The sequence below is a fragment of the Streptomyces sp. SPB162 genome, assembly GCF_029504575.1.
Taxonomy (GTDB): domain Bacteria; phylum Actinomycetota; class Actinomycetes; order Streptomycetales; family Streptomycetaceae; genus Actinacidiphila.
Genome location: NZ_JAQFII010000001.1, coordinates 2,094,814 through 2,113,704 on the forward strand (window position 1 = coordinate 2,094,814; position 18,891 = coordinate 2,113,704).

The window sequence follows — 18,891 nt, forward strand, 5'->3', positions numbered from 1 at the left end:
CTCTTTCAGGACTTTCGGGTCGGCACGTGGCGTACGCGCGCGTTCCGGTTACCCTACGGCCTCCACGGCAGGCGGCGCTGCGGCGAGGCGCCCCCGGACCGATACGCCCGTTCCGTCATGATCGGTGCATGGTCATCCCGGTCTACGACGAGAACCCGGTCCGCCGCACTCCCGTGGTGACGTATGCCCTGATCGCCCTGTGCACGGTGGTGTTCCTGCTCGGTCCGGTCTCGGGGTTCAACCCCTCCTACGGCACCGGTGACCAGCTCCAGTGCGCCCAGGCGGTCTACTTCGACCGCTGGGGGGTCATCCCCGGCGAGCTGTTCCACAGCCGGCTGCCGCCGGACCGGCTGGGGCTACCGACCGGCTGCCCGATCCCGCACGCGTTCCCCAAGATGCCGGTTCTCTCCGTGCTCACGGCGATGCTCGTGCATGGAAGTTGGCTGCATCTGATCGGCAACATGCTGTTTCTGTACGTCTTCGGCGACAACGTGGAAAGCCGCATGGGCCGCTTCCGTTATCTGCTGTTCTTCGTGGCGACCGGATACCTCGCCACGTACGGCTTCGCGCTCGCCAACACCGACTCCACCCAGAGTCTCGTCGGCGCCTCCGGCGCCATCTCCGGGGCGCTGGGCGCGTACCTCTACCTCTATCCCAAGGCGCGCGTGACGAGCCTCTTCCCGTTCCTCTTCTTCCTCCCGCTGCGCTTCCCTGCCTGGGCGGTGCTCGGCTTCTGGTTCGCGCTGCAGTGGCTGGCCGCCCGGACCAGCCAGTCGGGGCCCGGGGTCGCCTACCTGGCCCACGTGGTGGGCTTCGTCTTCGGCTTCCTGGCCGCCTCGGTGTGCTTCGGGCGAAGCCCTAAGCTGGAGACCGCAGCCCGGGCGACCCAAGGAGACCTACAGCCGTGATCACCGCGATCGTGCTCATCAAGACCAGCGTCGACCGGATCCCGGAGATCGCCGAGGCGATCGCCGCCCTGGACAGCGTCAGCGAGGTCTACTCGGTCACCGGGACGTACGACCTGGTCGCCATGGTCCGGGTCCCCCGGCACGACGACCTCGCGGACGTCATCCCGGGCCGGATCAGCAAGATCCCCGGCGTGGAGGCCACCGACACCCACGTCGCGTTCCGCACGTACTCCCAGCACGACCTGGAGGCGGCCTTCGCGATCGGCCTCGAAGGCTGACGCGGCCTGCCGGTCCTGCCCCGCCCCTCAGTCGCGGGCGGGCACGCAGCGGCCGTCCTCGGTGCGGTAGTTCCACCGGGCGCCGTCCTGGACGAGTTCCCTGACGGCGCCCAGGAAGCGGTCCACGTGCTCGTCGGGCGTGCCCGCCCCGAAGCTCACGCGGATCGCGTTGAGCGACTTCTCCCCCGGCTCGCTCTCCGGCGATCCGCACTCCCCCGGCTCGGTCGGCTCGTTGCCCAGCAGGGTGCGGACCAGCGGGTGGGCGCAGAAGAGGCCGTCGCGCACCCCGATGCCGTACTCGGCGGAGAGGGCCGCGGCGAAGTGCGAGCTGTTCCAGCCGTCCACGACGAACGAGATGACGCCGACCCGGGGTGCGGCGTCGCCGAACAGCGACAGCACCTTGACCTGCGGCACCTCCGCCAGTCCGGCGCGGACCCGGGCGACCAGGCCCTGCTCCCGCTCGACGAGCGAGTCGAAGCCCGCCTCGGTCAGCGCCCGGCAGGCCGAGGCGATGGAGTACACGCCGATGACGTTCGGGGAGCCGGCTTCGTGGCGGGCCGCGGTGGAGTGCCACTCGACGTCCACCCCGCCGTCGGCACGCCGGGCGACCTTGCGACTGGCGCCACCGCCGGCCAGGTACGGCTCGGCCTCCTGCAGCCAGTCCGCCCGGCCGGCCAGCACACCGGAGCCGAACGGGGCGTAGAGCTTGTGCCCGGAGAACGCGACCCAGTCCACGTCCAGCTCCGCGATGTCCACCGGGTGGTGCGGGGCGAGCTGCGCCGCGTCCAGCACGATGCGGGCGCCGTGCGCGTGGGCGGCTTCGGCCAGCTCGCGGACCGGCCACAGCTCACCGGTGACGTTCGAGGCGCCGGTCACGCACACCAGCGCGGGGGCATTGGGGTATCCCCTGCTCGAGTCCGTTCGAGAGCTTGGGGAAGGGTCGCGCTGGGCGAGCGCCGCCTCCAGCGAGGCGACGGCCTGCTCGGGGGTGCGGGGCGCGCTCAGGTACGTGACCCGGGCGTCCCGCCAGGGCAGCAGCGAGGCGTGGTGCTCGGTCTCGAAGACGAAGACCTGGGTGCCGGCCGGGAGCACCGAGGCCAGCAGGTTCAGCGAGTCGGTCGTCGAGCGGGTGAAGACCACCTGGTCGTCCTCCCGGCAGCCCAGGAAGTCGGCCACCGTCGCACGGCTCTGCTCGAACAGGTCGGTGGACAGCTGCGACAGGTACCCGGCCCCGCGGTGCACGCTGCCGTAGTACGGCGCGTACGCGGCCACGTCGTCCCAGACCCGCTGCAGGGCGGGCGCGCTGGCCGCGTAGTCGAGGGCGGCGTAGGTGACCTCGCCACCGGTCACCAGCGGGACCCGGACATCGCGGCCGAGCACTTCGAGGGAAGCGGTGGTGGCGACGGAAACGGGGTGCACGGACATGACGAAGCTCCTCAGGGACCTGGACCCCGGAAGCAGTCGCGAAGGGGCCCGCGCTTGCCGTAGACACCTCGCCTACGGCCCGGTCATCACCTGGGGCACCCCGCCACGGACGGAGGGTTGCCGGACAGCAAGCCAGGGCTCAAACGCTGTCACTCGTGACCTGCCAAGCAGTATGCCACCTGTCCTGCCGACGGCAAACGGGGTTCCGCGATACGGACGCCGGACGCGGTGCCCGCACGCTCTCCCCGGCGGCCGCGGCAGCACACGGCGCACGCGGGTGCCCCGGCAGGGCGGAGGACCGCCCCGCCGGCGCTGGAATCCGCAGGAACCCGCCGGGAGGGCGCTACGCGTTGCTGGCCGCTACCCAGCGGTCCAGGGCGCTCTTGGCCGCGCCCGAGTCGATGGCCTCGGCGGCGCGGTTGATGCCCGCGGCGATCTGCGCTTCCAGGGGGACGGAGCCCGGGTCGAGGGCCACCAGGGCGGCGGCGGCGTTGAGGAGGACCGCGTCGCGGACCGGGCCGCGCTCGCCGGCCAGCAGCCGGCGGGCTACCTCGGCGTTGTAGGCGGCGTCGGCGCCGCGCAGCGCCTCGACGGGGACCAGCGTGATCCCGACGTCGCGGGGGTCGAAGGCGACCAGGTCGACCTTGCCGTCCCGGACCACCCACACCTGGGACGTCGCGGTGGTGGTCAGCTCGTCCAGTCCGTCGTCGCCGCGGAAGACCAGCGCGGAGGAGCCCCGCTCGGCCAGCACCCCGGCGATGATGGCCGCCGCTCGGGTGTCGGCGACGCCCGTCGCCTGGGAGGTGACCCGTGCCGGGTTGGTGAGTGGCCCGAGGAGGTTGAAGGTGGTCGCGATGCCCAGCTCGCGCCGGGCCGCCGCCACGTGCCGCAGCGCCGGATGGAACTTCACCGCGAAGCAGAAGGTGATGCCGGCCTCCTCCGCGACCTCGACCACCCGCTTCGGCGTCAGGTCGAGATTGACCCCGAGCTTCTCCAGCACATCCGAGGAACCGCTGGCGGAGGAGGCCGCGCGGTTGCCGTGCTTGACCACCTTCGCGCCGGTGCCCGCCACGACGATCGCCGACATGGTGGAGATGTTGACCGTCTTGGCCAGGTCGCCGCCGGTGCCCACGATGTCGACGGTCCGCCCCGGCACCTCGATGAGGTTGGCGTGCGCGTACATCGTCCTGACCAGGCCCGACACCTCTTCGATGGTTTCGCCCTTGGCACGCAGCGCCACGGCGAAACCGGCGATCTGCGCGTCGGACGCCTCGCCGCTCATGATCTGGTCCATCGCCCAGGCGGTGTCGTCGGCCGTCAGGTCATGGCCGCGCAGCAGCGGGTTGAGGATGCCCGGCCAGGAGTTCGTGGCCGAGCTGTCGCCGCCTGCCGGGGTCACAACGCTCATGGTCCACACTCCTGGTGGTCGGGTCGGTACTGCGTGCCCAGCCTATCGGGGGCCGGGCACGTCGAAGGGCCCCGTCCAGGTCATGGACGGGGCCCTTCGGCGATGCGTTGCCGTGCCGTCAGCCGGCGCGGGGAGTCAGCGGGCGATCAGTGGTGGCCGTGGCCACTGGTGATCTCCGCGTGTTCCTCGGCGGTCGGCTTGGGGATCTGGCTGGCCTCGCCGTAGAAGCCGTGCGACAGCTTGGTGCGCAGCTTCGTGATCGGACCGGTCTTGCGTTCCACACCGTTCTCGTCGACCTCGGGGCCGGCTTCGAGCGGCTTGTGCTGGTCGTGCGCGGTGAGCGTGTGCAGCGCCTCCGGGGAGAGCTGCTCGTGCACCTCGATGAACTCACCGTGCGGCAGCCGCTTGATGAGCCCGGTCTCGCGACCGTGCAGCACCTTGTCGCGGTCCCGGCGCTGGAGGCCCAGGCAGATCCGCTTGGTGGCGAGGAAGACGAGCACCGGGAGGACGAAGAACCCGATGCGCACGACCCAGGTGATCTGGTTGAGCGACAGGTGGAAGTGGGTCGCCCACAGGTCGTTGCCACCACCGACGAGCAGGATGCCGTACCAGCTCAGCCAGGCGGCGCCGAACGCGGTGCGGACCGGGTGGTTGCGCGGCCGGTCCAGCAGGTGGTGCTCCCGCTTGTCCCCGGTGACCCAGGACTCGACGAACGGGTAGACCGCGATCGCGACCAGCACCAGGGGGAAGATCATCAGCGGGATGAACACACCCAGGGCGAGGGTGTGGCCCCACGCGTTGATCTCCCAGCCCGGCATGACACGGATCAGGCCCTCGGAGAAGCCCATGTACCAGTCGGGCTGGGCGCCGGTGGACACCTGGTCCGGCCGGTAGGGGCCCATCGCCCAGATCGGGTTGATCGAAGCGAGCGACGCGACCATGGCGATGACGCCGAAGACGAGGAAGAAGAAGCCGCCCGCCTTCGCCATGTACACCGGCAGCAGCGGCATGCCGACGACGTTCTTCTCCGTCTTGCCCGCACCCGGGAACTGGGTGTGCTTGTGGTAGAAGACCAGGATCAGGTGCGCCACCAGCAGGCCGGCCATGATGCCCGGCAGCAGCAGGATGTGCACCGAGTAGAAGCGCGGCACGAAGTCGGTGCCGGGGAACTGCCCGCCGAACATGAAGAACGACAGGTACGTGCCCACGACGGGCATGGAGAGCACGGCGCCGTCCATGAACCGGACACCGGTGCCCGACAGCAGGTCGTCCGGCAGCGAGTAACCGGTGAACCCGGTGAACATGCCGAGGACCAACAGCAGGAAGCCGAAGACCCAGTTGACCTCGCGGGGCTTGCGGAACGCGCCCGTGAAGAACACGCGCATCATGTGCACGAGCATCGCGGCCACGAAGATCAGCGCGGACCAGTGGTGGATCTGGCGGACCAGCAGGCCGCCGCGCACCTCGAAGCTGATGTGCATCGTCGAGGCGAACGCGTCGGACATGCGCTGGCCCTGCAGCGGAGCGTAGGGGCCCTCGTAGACGACCTCGCTCATGCTGGGGTGGAAGAACAGCGTCAGGTACACACCCGTGAGGATGAGGATGATGAAGCTGTAGAGGCAGATCTCACCGAGCATGAAGGACCAGTGGTCCGGGAAGATCTTGCGCATGTTGGCCTTGGCCAGGCCGTAGATGCCGAGACGGCCATCGGCCCAGTCGGCGACCCGCTCGCCTGCCGGGGCTTTGCCCCGGCGCTGCGGGTTTTCAGCAGTGGTACTCATCCGCGCTCCCAGAAGCTCGGGCCGACGGGCTCGTCGAAGTCGCCGAGGGCGATGAGGTTGCCCTCCTCGTTCACGCTGATCCGCAGCTGCGGAAGGGCGTGGCCGGCGGGGCCGAAGATGACCCGGGCGCCGTCGGACAGATCGAACGTCGACTGGTGGCACGGGCACAGGACGTGGTGCGTCTGCTGCTCGTACAGGCTGATCGGGCAGCCGACGTGCGTACAGATCTTGGAGAACGCGACGATGCCCTCATGGGCCCAGTCGCGCTCCTGCTTGTCCTTGATGTCGTTCGGCTCGAGCCGGACGATCATCAGGGCGGCCTTGGCGATCTCCCTCTGGAAACGCTCCTGGTTCTCCTCCAGGCCCTCGGGCATGGCGAAGGTGAGCGAACCGACGGGAACGTCCTCGGGCCGGAGTGGCTTGTTGGTGTTCTGGTTGATCAGCACCTTGCCCTTGGACCACAGGGTGTGCCGGAGCTTGGTGCCCGGCAGCGGTCCGAGGTCGCGCAGGAGCATGACGCCGGAGAGCGGCACCAGGGCCAGCGCGCCGAACATCGTGTTGCGGACCAGCTTCCGGCGGCCGAAGCCGCTCTCCTTCGCGCCCTGCGCGAAGTCGGCCAGCACCTGGGCCTTGACCTCGGGCTCGGCCGCGATCGGGTGGCGCTCGGCGGCGTGCTCCTCGTCGGACATCAGCGTGCGGGCCCAGTGGACCGCGCCGGCGCCGATGCAGAAGAGGGCAAGACCCAGCGTCAGGCCGAGCGAGAAGTTCAGCGCACTGACGTGGCCGAACGGGAAGACGTAGATGATCTTGTCGACGGGGAAGACCACGAAGCTGGCGATGAAGCCGATCGTGGACAGCATCGACAGGAGGAAGAGGAACGCGATGGCGCGTTCGGAGCTCTTCGCGGCACGCTCGTCGATGTCCTGACGGCGGTGCTCGTGGGGCGGGAGGCCGGGGTCGGCGAACGTGCTGTGTCCGCGGACGGCCAACTCATCGACCCCGTGAGCGTGTGACGGCTCACTCGGCAGGTTCTCTTCTGTCTCTGACATGTCCTGACTCATGACTTCTTGGCCTTCGTGGTCCGGGCCGCAACCCAGATGGCGACAGCGATCATGGCACCGAGGCCGAAGATCCAGGCGAACAGACCCTCCGACACCGGGCCGATGCCACCGAGTTCGAGGCCACCGGGGCTGGGGGTCTTCTCACCGTTCACCGCGTCGAGGTACGCGATGATGTCAGCCTTCGCGTCCTCCGGCATCGTGGTGTCGGGGAAGGACGGCATGCTCTGCGGGCCGGTCTGCATGGCCTCGTAGATGTGCTTGGGGTCCACGTCCTCCAGGCTGGGCGCGTACTTGCCGTTCGTCAACGCACCGCCCTTGCCCGTGAAGTTGTGGCACTGCGCGCAGTTCGTACGGAACAGCTCTCCGCCCCTGCCGGCGTCCGCGCCCTCCGGGCTGTACTGGCTCTTCTCGGGGACCGAGGGGCCCGGGCCCAGCGAGGCGATGTACGCGGCGAGCGCGTTGATCTGTTCCTGCGTGTAGATGTTCTTCTTCTTCGGGATCTGCGATCCCGGCTGCTGGGCCGGCATACGGCCGGTGCCCACCTGGAAGTCGACGGCGGCACTGCCGACACCCACCAGGCTCGGGCCGTCGTTCTTACTTCCCTGGCCGGACGTGCCGTGGCAGCTGGAGCAGCCGACGGCGAACAGCTTCTTGCCCTCTTCGATCTGGAGGGTCTGGGCTGTGTCGTCGGCCTGCGCCTTCTGCGCCGGCGCGAACGCGGCGTACAGCCCCCCGGTGGCCGCGAGCGCGAGAAGAAGAACGACAAGCGCCGCCAGCGGGTGGCGCCGTCGTGCGGAGAGCTTTTTCACGGATTACCCCGGTCAGGATCTCTTGTGTCGATGCTTCTGGCTGTGTCTGTCTGAGCGTCGTTCCGGCTCGGCGCCGGCCCGCCGGTTACTTGATCAGGTAGATCGTGGCGAAGAGGCCGATCCAGACGACATCGACGAAGTGCCAGTAGTAGGACACGACGATGGCCGCCGTGGCCTGCTCGTGGGTGAACCTCTTGGCCGCGTACGTTCTGCCGAGAACCAGCAGGAACGCGATCAGACCACCTGTCACGTGCATCCCGTGGAAGCCGGTCGTGAGGTAGAACACCGATCCGTACGGGTCGGACGACAGCGAGAGGCCGTCGTTCTTGACCAGTTCGGTGTACTCGAAGATCTGGCCACCGATGAAGATCGCGCCCATCACGAAGGTGATCGCGAACCACGCGCGGAGCTTCTTCACGTCGCCCCGCTCGGCGGCGAAGACGCCGAGCTGGCAGGTGAGGGAGGAGAGCACGAGGATCGTCGTGTTCGTCGCCGAGAACGGAACGTTCAGCGCCGACGCGTGTTCCTTCCAGAACTCGGCACCCGTCACCGAGCGAAGGGTGAAGTACATCGCGAAGAGGGCCGCGAAGAACATCAGCTCGGAACTCAGCCAGATGATGGTTCCGACGCTGGTGAGGTTCGGCCGGTTGACCGACGGGTGCGCGTGCCCGGTATCTACTGCTGTTGCTGTCGCCACGTCCGACATTATGTCGGTCCCTTATCTCGCGCTCACTACGGGGGGTGCCATTCGGAGTGTCAAGGGCCGCAGGAGACCCGCGTGGCCTACCGGAACCGTCCCTCGAAGGAGGGATGACGGAGCATCGGACGGATCTTGTCCTCGCCCGAAGGCTCCTCGCCGGGCCCTTGACGGGAGTAGCATCCGAGCCACTTGACGACGGACTCGACGACGATTCCTCGACGATCAGGAGGCACGATGCGGGCGACTGCCACGGTGCTGGTCTACAGCGACGACGCGAACACCCGGGAGCAGGTCCGGCTCGCCGTCGGACGCAGGCCGGCGCCCGACCTGCCGCCGGTCGAATTCCTGGAGTGCGCGACACTGCCGGCCGTCCTCACGGAGTTGGAGCGGGGCGGGATCGACGCCTGTGTCTTCGACGGCGAGACGGCCCCCGCGGGGGGCATGGGAGTGTGCAGGCAGGTCAAGGACGAGATCTTCCAGGCCCCGCCGGTGCTGGTGCTGATCGGCCGGCCGCAGGACGCGTGGCTGGCCACCTGGAGCCGCGCGGAGGCCGCGGTGACCCACCCGGTCGACCCGGTGGCACTCGCGCAGGCCCTGGCCGGGCTGCTCCGCAAGCGCCTCGCGGTGGCCGCGCCGGCGTAGCCCCCCGGCGGGGTCCGGCCCGTCACGGCACGGGGCGGTACAGCCACGGGGCGGTACAGCTAGGCCTCGGGACGGAGCCGGGCCGGGGCGGCGGTGTTCTGCACCGCCGCCGCGGGGCCCTTCCCGCCGCCCAGCGCGCTGCCGTTCTTCCACTGCGACCAGTTCAGGTTCCAGTCGCCGAAACCGTTGTCGAACGGGGTCATCGTCTCGCCCCCGCTGTTGACGACCTGGACGACGTCGCCCTTGCGCACCTGGTCGAAGAACCAGTGGGCGTTCTCGGTGCTCATGCCGGTGCAGCCGTGGCTGACGTTCGCGCTCCCCTGGGAGCCGACCGACCAGGGCGCCGCGTGCACGTACTCGCCGCTCCAGGTCACCCGGGTGGCCCAGTACACCGGCAGGTCGTAGGCCTCGGAACTGCCGGCCGAGATGCCGATGCTCTCACTCTGCATCCGGACGAACTCCTCCTTGCCCAGCACGACCTTGACGCCGTTGCGGGTGGAGAAGCCGGGCTTGCCGGTGGTGATGGGTATGGTCTTGACGACGCTGCCGTTGCGCTTGAACGTCATCTCGTGGGTGCCGGAGTCCGTCACGGCCTCGACCCGGTCGCCGGTCGTGAGCGACAGCGGCTTGGAACCTCCGCCGTAGAGGCTGTTCTCTATGCGTACGCCGTCCAGGGTGCTGCGGACGTCGATCTTCGCGTGGGCGGGCCAGTAGCTCTGCGGGCGGTAGTGCAAGGTGCGGTCGTCCACCCAGTACCAGGAGCCGGCGGCGGCCTCGGGATGGGCGGTGACCTGGAGGTTCTGCTCGACCTTGGCCCGTGCGGCCGGGTCCTTGACGGGCATGCTCAGCTCGGCGGTGATGGGCTGGCCGACGCCGTAGGTGCCGGCGTCCGGGCCGAAGCTGACCCGCAGCAGTTTGTCGGCGGCCGTGGTGTCGAAGCCGACGGTCTCCCGGCCGGGGCGGGCCGCTCCCGTCCTCGGTGCTCACCCGGACCGTGTAGTGGGCTCCTGCGGCCAGCGGGGCGGTGCTGTGCCAACGTATCCCGTCCGGGGCGAGTTCACCCCGGACGTAGCGTCCTGCGGCGTCCGTGGCCGTGACGTCGGTGATCCGGTCGTTGCCCTTGACGGTGATCTCCAGGGGCTTGCTCGGGTCCACCTTGCCGCCGCCGAGGCTGTACGAGACGTTGCCGGCCGCGTTGTAGGGAGAGGCGGCCAACGGGTCGCCCTTGTCGGCACCGCATGAGGTCAGCCCCACCGCGAGAGGGGCTACGAGAAGTGCGTATCGCATCGCCGTCCGGCGTCGGGTGAAGTGACTCATGCTCATAAGGTATGAAGAATCACCCGAAACGGCGCGTTGAGCGCATGCGAACGGGCTGGGCCCGGACACCGTGGGGTGTCCGGGCCCAGCCCGTTCCGCTGTCGGCGGTCTCCCGCCGGATCTCACTGCGTCTGGTTCTCACCGCGGTAGTACTCGAACACCCAGCCGTAGAGGCCGATGAGGAGCATCGGGGCGGAGCAGTACAGCAGCCACCAGCCGAAGATCACACCGAGGAACGCCAGCGCGCCGCCGATGGCGAGCGAGAGCGGCTGCCAGCTGTGCGGGCTGAAGAAGCCCACCTCACCGGCGTCGTCCGCGACGTCCGCGTCCTCGCGGTCCTGGGCCCCGGTGTCCGCCCGACGGGCGGTGAAGGCCAGGTAGAACCCGATCATCACGCTGAGGCCGAAGGCCAGGAAGAGCGCCGTGGTGCCGGCGGGCTCCTTGGACCAGTAGCCGTAGACGATGGCCGAGGCGAGGATGAAGATCGCCAGGCCGAGGAACATCTTGCCTTGGACCCTCACAGCTGCTTCCCCTTCCCTTCGTGCTCTTCGCCACCCGCGTAGAGGGCGCCGCGCTCGGAGTCGAGGTTCTGCTCCAGCTCCATCGCGGAGATCTCCGGGTGGTGCAGGTCGAACGCCGGCGACTCGGACCGGATACGCGGCAGCGTGAGGAAGTTGTGCCGCGGCGGCGGGCAGGAGGTCGCCCATTCGAGGGAACGCCCGTAGCCCCACGGGTCGTCGACCTCGATCTTCTTGCCGTACTTCGCGGTCTTCCACACGTTGTAGAAGAACGGCAGCATCGACAGGCCGAGCAGGAACGAACTGATGGTGGAGATGGTGTTCAGCGTCGTGAACCCGTCAGCCGCCAGGTAGTCCGCGTAACGGCGCGGCATGCCCTCGACGCCCAGCCAGTGCTGGATGAGGAAGGTGCCGTGGAAGCCGAAGAACAGCGTCCAGAAGGTGATCTTGCCGAGCCGCTCGTCCAGCATCTTTCCGGTGAACTTGGGCCACCAGAAGTGGAAGCCGGAGAACATCGCGAAGACGACGGTCCCGAAGATCACGTAGTGGAAGTGCGCCACCACGAAGTACGAGTCCGAGACGTGGAAGTCCAGCGGCGGCGCCGCCAGGATCACACCGGTCAGACCACCGAAGGCGAAGGTGATCAGGAAGCCGACGGCCCACAGCATCGGGGTCTCGAAACTCAGTGACCCCTTCCACATCGTGCCGATCCAGTTGAAGAACTTCACACCGGTCGGGACCGCGATGAGGAACGTCATGAACGAGAAGAACGGCAGCAGCACACCGCCGGTGACGTACATGTGGTGCGCCCAGACGGTGACCGACAGGCCGGCGATGGAGATCGTCGCGCCGATCAGGCCCACGTAGCCGAACATCGGCTTGCGGCTGAAGACCGGGATCACTTCGCTGATGATGCCGAAGAACGGCAACGCGATGATGTACACCTCCGGATGCCCGAAGAACCAGAAGAGGTGTTGCCACAGCAACGCCCCGCCGTTCGCGGCATCGAAGACGTGCGCCCCGAACTTCCGGTCGGCCTCCAGGGCGAAGAGCGCGGCGGCGAGCACCGGGAAGGCCAGCAGGACCAGGACACCGGTCAGCAGGACGTTCCAGACGAAGATCGGCATGCGGAACATCGTCATGCCGGGCGCGCGCATGCAGATGATCGTGGTGATGAAGTTGACCGAGCCGAGGATCGTGCCGAAGCCGGAGAAGGCCAGACCCATGATCCACATGTCGGCGCCGACACCCGGGGACCGGACGGCGTCCGACAGCGGGGAGTACGCGAACCAACCGAAGTCGGCCGCACCCGCCGGCGTCAGGAAGCCGGCCACCGCGATCAGCGAGCCGAACAGGTAGAGCCAGTAGGCGAACATGTTCAGCCGCGGGAACGCCACGTCGGGCGCACCGATCTGCAGCGGCATGATCCAGTTCGCGAAGCCCGCGAAGAGCGGCGTCGCGAACATCAGGAGCATCACGGTGCCGTGCATCGTGAACGCCTGGTTGAACTGCTCGTTCGACATGATCTGGGTGCCCGGGCGAGCCAGTTCGGCCCGCATGAGCAGCGCCATGATGCCGCCGAGGATGAAGAAGAAGAACGAGGTGATCAGGTACATCGACCCGATCGTCTTGTGGTCGGTGGTGGTGAGCCACTTGATGACCACGGCGCCGGGCTGGGCCCGCTTCACCGGCAACTCGTCCTCGTACGACGCGCCGATGGCGGCCGTGCCCTGATGGGGTTCGTTGAGAATGCTCATGTGGTCTTGGGCTCCGCATTCTTGGCGTTGCCCGTGGTGGCAATGCCCGCCGGGAGGTAGCCGGTCTGGCCCTTCTTCGCCAGATCCTGCAGGTGCGCCTTGTACTCGTCCGGAGAGACGACCTTCACATTGAAGAGCATCCGGGAGTGGTCCACGCCGCAAAGTTCCGCGCACTTGCCCTTGAAGGTGCCCTCCTTGCTGGGAGTCACCTCGAAGACGTTGGTGTGGCCCGGGATGACGTCCATCTTCATGAGGAACGGCACCACCCAGAACGAGTGGATGACGTCGCGCGAGGTGAGGACGAACCGCACCGTCTCGCCCTTGGGCAGCCAGAGCGTCGGGCCGGGGTTGCCGGTGTCCTGGTTCCTGCTGGCGGGGGTGCCGAAGTCGTAGACGCCGTTGGCGCCCACGGGGAACTTCAGCTTGTCGACGGGGATCTCGGACAGCTCCTTGGGAGCCGTCGCGGGGGTCGATCCGTTGCCGCCCACGTTCTCGACGTAGTTGAACGCCCAGCTCCACTGCATGCCGACCACGTTCACCACGTGGTCGGGCTTCGCTGAGGTCGCCAGGAGCTTGTTCTCGTCACGCGCGGTGAAGTAGAAGAACACCGCGATGATGATGATCGGGACCACGGTGTACAGCGCCTCGATGGGCATGTTGTACCGGGTCTGCGAAGGAACCTCGACCTTCGTCCGGCTTCGCCGGTGGAAGATCACACTCCAGATGATCAAACCCCAGACGAGCACACCGGTCGCCAGCGCGGCGGCCCAGGAGCCCTGCCAGAGGGCCAGGATCCGGGGTGCTTGTTCCGTAGCGGGGCTGGGCATGCCAAGGCGGGGGTATTCACAACCGGTGGCGGTCACAAGGACCAGCGCCGCGGCCAGCGCCTGCGGCAGCTTCCGCCGCACCGGGCGCCGCGACGAGCGGTCGGAGCCGTTGGGACTCACGTAGCGCCTTCCCGAGAGTCTCGCCCACGCGTCCGGGTGCCCGGCCGTCAGCTGGTCGGTCGGCCCTGGCGCGGGCAGGTAGGTGTGGATGTTTATGCGGACCAAACCCTACTGGACGCTATTTGGGGTCGCGCGGGGAGGGGGTCCAACGCGCCGGGGCACTTCTTGACGGGGTGGACCGCCATGCTCCGCATGCCGCCTGACGAACCGCCGGACGGCAGGCGTAGCGTGCCGGGCGTGTCCTACTTCGACGCGGCTTCCGCCGCTCCCCTGCACCCCGTCGCCCGCCAGGCGCTGGTAGCCGCGCTGGACGAGGGGTGGGCGGACCCGGCCCGGCTGTACCGCGAGGGACGCCGCGCCCGGCTGCTGTTGGACGCTTCCCGGGAGACCGCCGCCGAGGCGGTGGGCTGCCGACCGGACGAACTGGTTTTCACTCCTTCGGGAACCCGCGCTGTTCACACGGGCGTGTCAGGGGCGATGGCGGGCAGACGGCGGACGGGCCGTCACCTCGTGGTGTCGTCCGTCGAGCACTCGTCGGTGCTCCACGCGGCCGCGGCGTACGAAGCCACCGAGGTCGGGGTGGACCGCACGGGTCGGGTGGACGCCGCCGTGTTCGCGTCCGCGCTGCGCCCGGACACCGCGCTGGCCTGCCTGCAGTCCGCCAACCACGAGGTGGGCACGGTTCAGCCGGTCGGTGAGGCCGCGCTGCTGTGCCGGGAGGCCGGGGTGCCGCTGCTGGTGGACGCGGCGCAGTCGCTGGCCTGGGAACCGGTGGAGGACGGCTGGTCGCTGCTCACCGCCAGCGCCCACAAGTGGGGCGGCTCGCCCGGAGTCGGGCTGCTCGCGGTTCGCAAGGGCGTGCGCTTCGCGCCGCAGGGCCCCGCGGACGAACGGGAGTCGGGCCGCTCCCCCGGCTTCGAGAACCTGCCGGCCATCGTGGCAGCGGCGGCCTCATTGCGCGCGGTGCGCGAGGAGGCCGCGGCGGAACGGGCGCGGCTGTCGGAGCTGGTCGAGCGGATCCGCTCCCGGGTGCCGGGGCTCGTCCCCGACGTGGAGGTCGTCGGGCACCCCACGCTGCGGCTGCCGCACCTCGTGACGTTCTCCTGCCTCTACGTCGACGGGGAGGCGCTGCTCGGCGGGCTCGACCGCGCCGGTTTCTCGGTCTCCTCCGGCTCGTCCTGCACCTCCAGCACCCTGACCCCCAGCCACGTGCTGCGCGCGATGGGCGTCCTGTCGGAGGGCAACGTCCGGGTGTCGCTGCCGCCGGGCACTTCGGCGCAGGACGTCGAGCGCTTCCTCGACGTGCTGCCGGGCGTCGTCAGCTCGGTCCGCGACCAGCTCGGCGCCCCGGCCGCCCCCGCCGTCGTGGCGCGCGCCGCCGCCCCCGAGGTCGGGGACTCCCCCGACGCGCCCGCGCTGATGGTCGACTCGCTCGGGAAGCGCTGCCCGATCCCGGTCATCGAGCTCGCCAAGGTCATCGGCGACGTGCCGGTGGGCGCGGTGATCGCCGTGCTCTCCGACGACGAGGCGGCGCGGCTGGACATCCCCGCGTGGTGCCAGATGCGGGACCAGGAGTACGTCGGCGAGCGCGCGGTGGCGCGGGGCACGGCGTACCTGGTGCGCCGGAAGAGCTGAGGGGGACGGCAGCGTCCCCGGGCTCGCGCGCCGAGCCCGGGGACGCTGTCATGCGAAGGCGGAGGTCAGGACAGATGACCCTTGACCTCGGCGGCGGCCTCGTCGCCGTAGGCCTTGGTGAAGCGGTCCATGAAGTGGCCGCGGCGCAGCTCGTACTCCTGGGTGCCGAGCGTCTCGATGACGAGCGTCGCCAGCATGCAGCCGAGCTGGGCGGAGCGCTCCAGGGACAGCTCCCAGTCCAGGCCCGCCAGGAAGCCGGCGCGGAAGGCGTCGCCGACACCGGTCGGGTCGACCTTCGCCTCCTCCTCGGCGCAGCCGACCTCGATCACCGGCAGTCCGGCACGCTCGATGCGGACACCCTGCGCGCCGAGGGTGGTGATGCGGGTGCCGACCTTGGCGAGGATCTCGTCGCCGGTCCAGCCGGTCTTCGACTCGATGAGCGCCTTCTCGTACTCGTTGGTGAACAGGTACGTGGCGCCGTCCACGAGGAGGCGGATGTCCTCGCCCTCCATGCGGGCGAGCTGCTGCGAGGGGTCGGCCGCGAACGGGATGCCGCGGCTGCGGCACTCCTGGGTGTGCCGGATCATCGCCTCGGGGTCGTCCGCGCCGATGAGGACCAGGTCCAGGCCGCCCACTCGGTCGGCGACCGGCTGCAGCTCGATCTGCCGGGCCTCGCTCATCGCGCCGGTGTAGAAGGACGCGATCTGGTTGTGGTCGGTGTCCGTGGTGCAGACGAAGCGCGCGGTGTGCAGCACCTCCGAGATGCGGACGGACGCGGTGTCCACGCCGTGCCGGTCCAGCCAGGCGCGGTACTCGGCGAAGTCGGAGCCCGCCGCGCCCACGAGGACCGGCCGGAGGCCGAGCACGCCCATGCCGAAGCAGATGTTGGGAGCGACTCCGCCGCGCCGCACATCGAGGGTGTCGACGAGGAAGGAGAGCGAGACCGTGTGCAGCTGGTCCGCGACCAGCTGGTCGGCGAAGCGGCCGGGGAAGGTCATCAGGTGATCGGTGGCGATGGATCCGGTGACAGCGATACGCACGACTGAATGCTCCTGCGGGGCGGCGGCGAAGGTCGGCAAGGGCCGGAAGGGACCCCTGGGCAACGCGGAAGAGGCACTGTCATCGTATGGGGTGCACCGGCGGGGGCGGGAACCGGCCACCGACACGGAGAAACTACCCGATAGTAGGGCTTACCCGTACCTGATCAAGTGCCTAGGGTCGGAGGCATGGCTTCTACTTCGTCCCCCGTGCCCCCCGTCGTCGAACCCGAATCCCGCTCCGACTCGCTTCGCCGAACTGCTCGGTGACTGCCGTCGGATGGCCCCGCACTGGACGGTTCCGGCCCATGCGGCTCCGTCGGCGGCCGCCCCCTCGAGCCTGCACGGCATCACCGTGCCGCTCGCGTCCGCGCACGTCGTGGACGGTATGGCGGAGTACGGCGCCTGATCCCCCGCGGTCGCGGAGCCGCGCGGTGGGAACCGCGCGGGCCCCGGCTCCGTCACAGCTGCATCTGACGGTACGGAGCCGAGGGAGCAGCACGGTGAGCACCGAACGCAACGAAGACACGATGGACCATCCCGTCCCCCGCCGCCGCCTCAGGTCACCACTGGCTGTCGCCGCGATGGCCGCGGCGGTCCTGGTGGCGGGCGGCGGCGGGGCCTACTGGGCGACGGCGAACGCGGGCGGCACCGCGGACGGGCGCGAGAGCGGGCCGCCCGCGCCCCTGGCGCTGGACAGCGCCAAGAACGGTGTGGCGGCAGGCGCGGACAGCGGCAGCGCGACGGCCCCCGGCGCGCGGTACCAGGTCGTCAAGCCGCTGCCGGCCGGCCCGAAGTCGGCGCCGGTCCAGCGGCCGCACGGGCAGGTCCCGCAGGCGGCCGTCGAGAAGCTGGCGAAGGCGCTGGACGTGCCCGGCCCCGTCAAGCTCGACCGTGACTTCTGGCGGGCGGGCGGCACCCCGGACGGCAGTGGTCCCTTCCTCCAGGTGAACCGGTCGGGCGAGGGGAACTGGTCGTACTCCCGGCTCGGGCCGTTCGCCAAGTGCTATCAGGCCCCTGCGCCGAAGCCGGGTGTGCCGGGCGCTCCGAGCGCGGGCGGCCCCGACTCCCCGGTCTGCTCCGGCCCCCCGGCCGCCTCGGCGGACGGCTCGGCCGGCACTTCGGCGTCGTCCTCGGGACCGTCCGGCGCGGGTGAGGGAGCGGTGTCGGAGGTCCGGGCCAAGCAGGCCGCGGCGCCGGCCCTGGCCGCTCTCGGGCTGACGGGCGCCAAGATCGACGCCGGCGAGACGGCCGGCGCCGTGCGGCTGGTGAACGCCGACCCGGTCGTGGGCGGGCTGCCGACGTACGGCTGGCGGACCACGCTGCGGGTCGGCGCGGACGGGCAGCTGAGCGGCGGCTACGGCCTGCTGGCGACGCTCGGGAAGGGCGACCGGTATCCGGTGGTCGACGCGGCCCAGGCCCTGAAGCAGCTGGAGGGCTCCGGAGCCGGCGGCACGGACCACGGCGTCGGCGGCACCTGCCCGTCGCTGCTCCCGAAGCAGCCGACGGCGCCGAGCGACGACAAGACGCTGCCGCAGACCATGCCGTGCGTGCCGGCCGCCGCGCAGAACCTCGAGGTCCGGGGCGCCGCGTTCGGGCTGTCGGCGCAGTTCGTCTCGGGCGCGCGGGCGCTGGTGCCGTCCTGGCTCTTCGACGTGGCGCAGGCCGGAGTGACCAAGGCGCACACCGTCGCCCAGCCGGCGGTGGAGGCCCGCTACATCCAGCAGAACGCGCCCGCTACGGGGCTGCCGGGCGAGCAGCCGGGCGGCTCGGGCGGTCCTGGCGCGACGACCGAGCCGACCCAGCCCGCCGACCCCGCCGACCCGGTGTCCCCGATCGACCCGAAGGTCCCGCAGAAGCAGAAGGCCGTCTCGTACACCGTGCGCGGCAACGTCCTGGAGCTGCACTTCTGGGCCGGGGTCTGCTCCACCTACGCGGCGACCGCCGAGGAGTCCACGGCGGCGGTGACCGTGCGGATCACGGGCACGCACGACCCCGCGAAGCGCGTCTGCATCATGATCGCGAAGGACACCACCCAGACGGTGCGGCTGGACCGGCCGCTCGGCGACCGCAAGGTCGTGGACCTGTACGACGGCGCGATCGTGCCGCTGCTCAAGTAGCCCCCGCACCGGCTCGCGGAACGACGAAGGCGGCGGTCACCCTCCCGGGTGGCCGCCGCCTTCGCGTGAAACCGCGCGTTGAGTCAGTGGAACGAGTCGCCGCAGGCGCAGGAGCCCGTGGCGTTCGGGTTGTCGATCGTGAAGCCCTGCTTCTCGATCGTGTCCACGAAGTCGATGGAGGCGCCGCCCAGGTACGGGGCGCTCATGCGGTCGGTGACGACCTTCACACCATCGAAGTCCTTCACGACATCGCCGTCGAGCGACCGCTCGTCGAAGAACAGCTGGTAGCGCAGGCCGGAGCAGCCGCCAGGCTGAACGGCGACGCGCAGCGCCAGGTCCTCGCGGCCTTCCTGCTCGAGCAAGCCCTTGACCTTGGCCGCGGCGGAATCCGACAGGAGAAGTCCGTCGTTCGCGGTGGTCTCGTCCTGAACCGTCATCTGCTTCACTCCCGGGTTGTTCGGACTGCTGCCACCGACTGGTAACCGGTGACCTCCCGGATTCATTCCGGGTCCGATACGTCTATGCGCCATCAATGCTCGCACATCGCG

17 protein-coding genes, 1 pseudogene and 1 riboswitch are annotated in these 18,891 nt (G+C 69.7%); of the genes and pseudogenes, 6 read left to right on the forward strand and 12 right to left on the reverse strand.

Annotated features, from left to right (window positions below; genetic code table 11):
• Positions 1-128 precede the first annotated feature (128 nt).
• Together M2266_RS09690 and M2266_RS09695 are read left to right on the forward strand one after the other, a co-directional pair.
• On the forward strand, positions 129-908 hold the full coding sequence (locus M2266_RS09690) for a rhomboid family intramembrane serine protease (protein ID WP_277437805.1): 780 nt from the start codon (positions 129-131) through the stop codon (positions 906-908).
• Entirely contained in the window at positions 905-1,186 is a 282-nt protein-coding gene (locus tag M2266_RS09695) for an Lrp/AsnC ligand binding domain-containing protein (RefSeq protein WP_277437806.1), read from the forward strand. Before M2266_RS09690 ends, M2266_RS09695 begins: the two co-directional genes overlap by 4 nt.
• 27 nt (positions 1,187-1,213) lie before the next feature.
• On the opposite strand, the gene M2266_RS09700 is transcribed toward M2266_RS09695, so the two are convergent.
• The 6 genes from M2266_RS09700 to M2266_RS09725 form a co-directional block, all read right to left on the reverse strand.
• On the reverse strand, positions 1,214-2,611 hold the full coding sequence (locus M2266_RS09700; RefSeq protein WP_277437807.1) for an aminotransferase class V-fold PLP-dependent enzyme: 1,398 nt from the start codon (positions 2,609-2,611) through the stop codon (positions 1,214-1,216).
• Between the two features lie 45 nt (positions 2,612-2,656).
• Positions 2,657-2,772: riboswitch (SAM riboswitch) on the reverse strand.
• Between the two features lie 182 nt (positions 2,773-2,954).
• Positions 2,955-4,019: an anthranilate phosphoribosyltransferase gene (gene trpD / locus M2266_RS09705; protein ID WP_277437808.1), complete on the reverse strand. Its 1,065-nt coding sequence runs from the start codon at positions 4,017-4,019 to the stop codon at positions 2,955-2,957.
• Between the two features lie 146 nt (positions 4,020-4,165).
• Positions 4,166-5,800 carry a cytochrome bc complex cytochrome b subunit gene (locus tag M2266_RS09710; protein ID WP_277437809.1) on the reverse strand — a complete coding sequence of 545 codons (1,635 nt, stop codon included), beginning with the start codon at positions 5,798-5,800 and terminating at the stop codon, positions 4,166-4,168.
• Positions 5,797-6,849, reverse strand: coding sequence for a Rieske 2Fe-2S domain-containing protein (locus M2266_RS09715; RefSeq protein ID WP_277437810.1), 1,053 nt, complete (start codon positions 6,847-6,849; stop codon positions 5,797-5,799). Before M2266_RS09715 ends, M2266_RS09710 begins: the two co-directional genes overlap by 4 nt.
• Before the next feature lie 8 nt (positions 6,850-6,857).
• Positions 6,858-7,670, reverse strand: coding sequence for a c-type cytochrome (locus M2266_RS09720; RefSeq protein WP_277437811.1), 813 nt, complete (start codon positions 7,668-7,670; stop codon positions 6,858-6,860).
• Positions 7,671-7,755: 85 nt separating this feature from the next.
• Entirely contained in the window at positions 7,756-8,376 is a 621-nt protein-coding gene (locus M2266_RS09725; protein ID WP_277437812.1) for a heme-copper oxidase subunit III, read from the reverse strand.
• Positions 8,377-8,604: 228 nt separating this feature from the next.
• Between M2266_RS09725 and M2266_RS09730 the strand changes: the two genes are divergently transcribed.
• Entirely contained in the window at positions 8,605-9,012 is a 408-nt protein-coding gene (locus M2266_RS09730; protein WP_277437813.1) for a hypothetical protein, read from the forward strand.
• Positions 9,013-9,071: 59 nt separating this feature from the next.
• Here the strand turns inward: M2266_RS09730 and M2266_RS09735 are convergent.
• The 4 genes and pseudogenes from M2266_RS09735 to coxB all read right to left on the reverse strand — a co-directional run bounded on the left by M2266_RS09735 (position 9,072) and on the right by coxB (position 13,551).
• Positions 9,072-10,329, reverse strand: a pseudogene (locus tag M2266_RS09735) (Ig-like domain-containing protein).
• 122 nt (positions 10,330-10,451) lie between these two features.
• Positions 10,452-10,850: a cytochrome c oxidase subunit 4 gene (locus M2266_RS09740; RefSeq protein WP_277437814.1), complete on the reverse strand. Its 399-nt coding sequence runs from the start codon at positions 10,848-10,850 to the stop codon at positions 10,452-10,454.
• Positions 10,847-12,604 (reverse strand): cytochrome c oxidase subunit I, encoded by a 1,758-nt coding sequence (gene ctaD, locus M2266_RS09745; protein WP_277437815.1) that lies wholly within the window; start codon positions 12,602-12,604, stop codon positions 10,847-10,849. Before ctaD ends, M2266_RS09740 begins: the two co-directional genes overlap by 4 nt.
• Positions 12,601-13,551, reverse strand: a complete 951-nt coding sequence (coxB, locus tag M2266_RS09750) for a cytochrome c oxidase subunit II (RefSeq protein WP_277441134.1) — start codon at positions 13,549-13,551, stop codon at positions 12,601-12,603. Before coxB ends, ctaD begins: the two co-directional genes overlap by 4 nt.
• A gap of 237 nt (positions 13,552-13,788) precedes the next feature.
• On the opposite strand from coxB, the gene M2266_RS09755 reads away from it, so the two are divergent.
• Positions 13,789-15,186: a cysteine desulfurase/sulfurtransferase TusA family protein gene (locus M2266_RS09755; protein WP_277437816.1), complete on the forward strand. Its 1,398-nt coding sequence runs from the start codon at positions 13,789-13,791 to the stop codon at positions 15,184-15,186.
• Between the two features lie 65 nt (positions 15,187-15,251).
• Here M2266_RS09755 and M2266_RS09760 read toward each other — a convergent pair whose 3' ends face one another.
• Positions 15,252-16,226 carry a carbohydrate kinase family protein gene (locus M2266_RS09760; RefSeq protein WP_277437817.1) on the reverse strand — a complete coding sequence of 325 codons (975 nt, stop codon included), beginning with the start codon at positions 16,224-16,226 and terminating at the stop codon, positions 15,252-15,254.
• A gap of 277 nt (positions 16,227-16,503) precedes the next feature.
• Here M2266_RS09760 and M2266_RS09765 point away from each other — a divergent pair, with 277 nt between their 5' ends.
• The gene (locus M2266_RS09765; protein WP_277437818.1) at positions 16,504-16,632 is read left to right on the forward strand and encodes a hypothetical protein; all 129 of its coding nucleotides are present in this window, start codon (positions 16,504-16,506) and stop codon (positions 16,630-16,632) included.
• Positions 16,633-16,726: 94 nt separating this feature from the next.
• Positions 16,727-18,343: a hypothetical protein gene (locus M2266_RS09770; protein ID WP_277437819.1), complete on the forward strand. Its 1,617-nt coding sequence runs from the start codon at positions 16,727-16,729 to the stop codon at positions 18,341-18,343.
• Between the two features lie 83 nt (positions 18,344-18,426).
• On the opposite strand, the gene M2266_RS09775 is transcribed toward M2266_RS09770, so the two are convergent.
• Positions 18,427-18,780 (reverse strand): iron-sulfur cluster assembly accessory protein, encoded by a 354-nt coding sequence (locus M2266_RS09775; protein WP_138356207.1) that lies wholly within the window; start codon positions 18,778-18,780, stop codon positions 18,427-18,429.
• Positions 18,781-18,891: the final 111 nt, after the last annotated feature.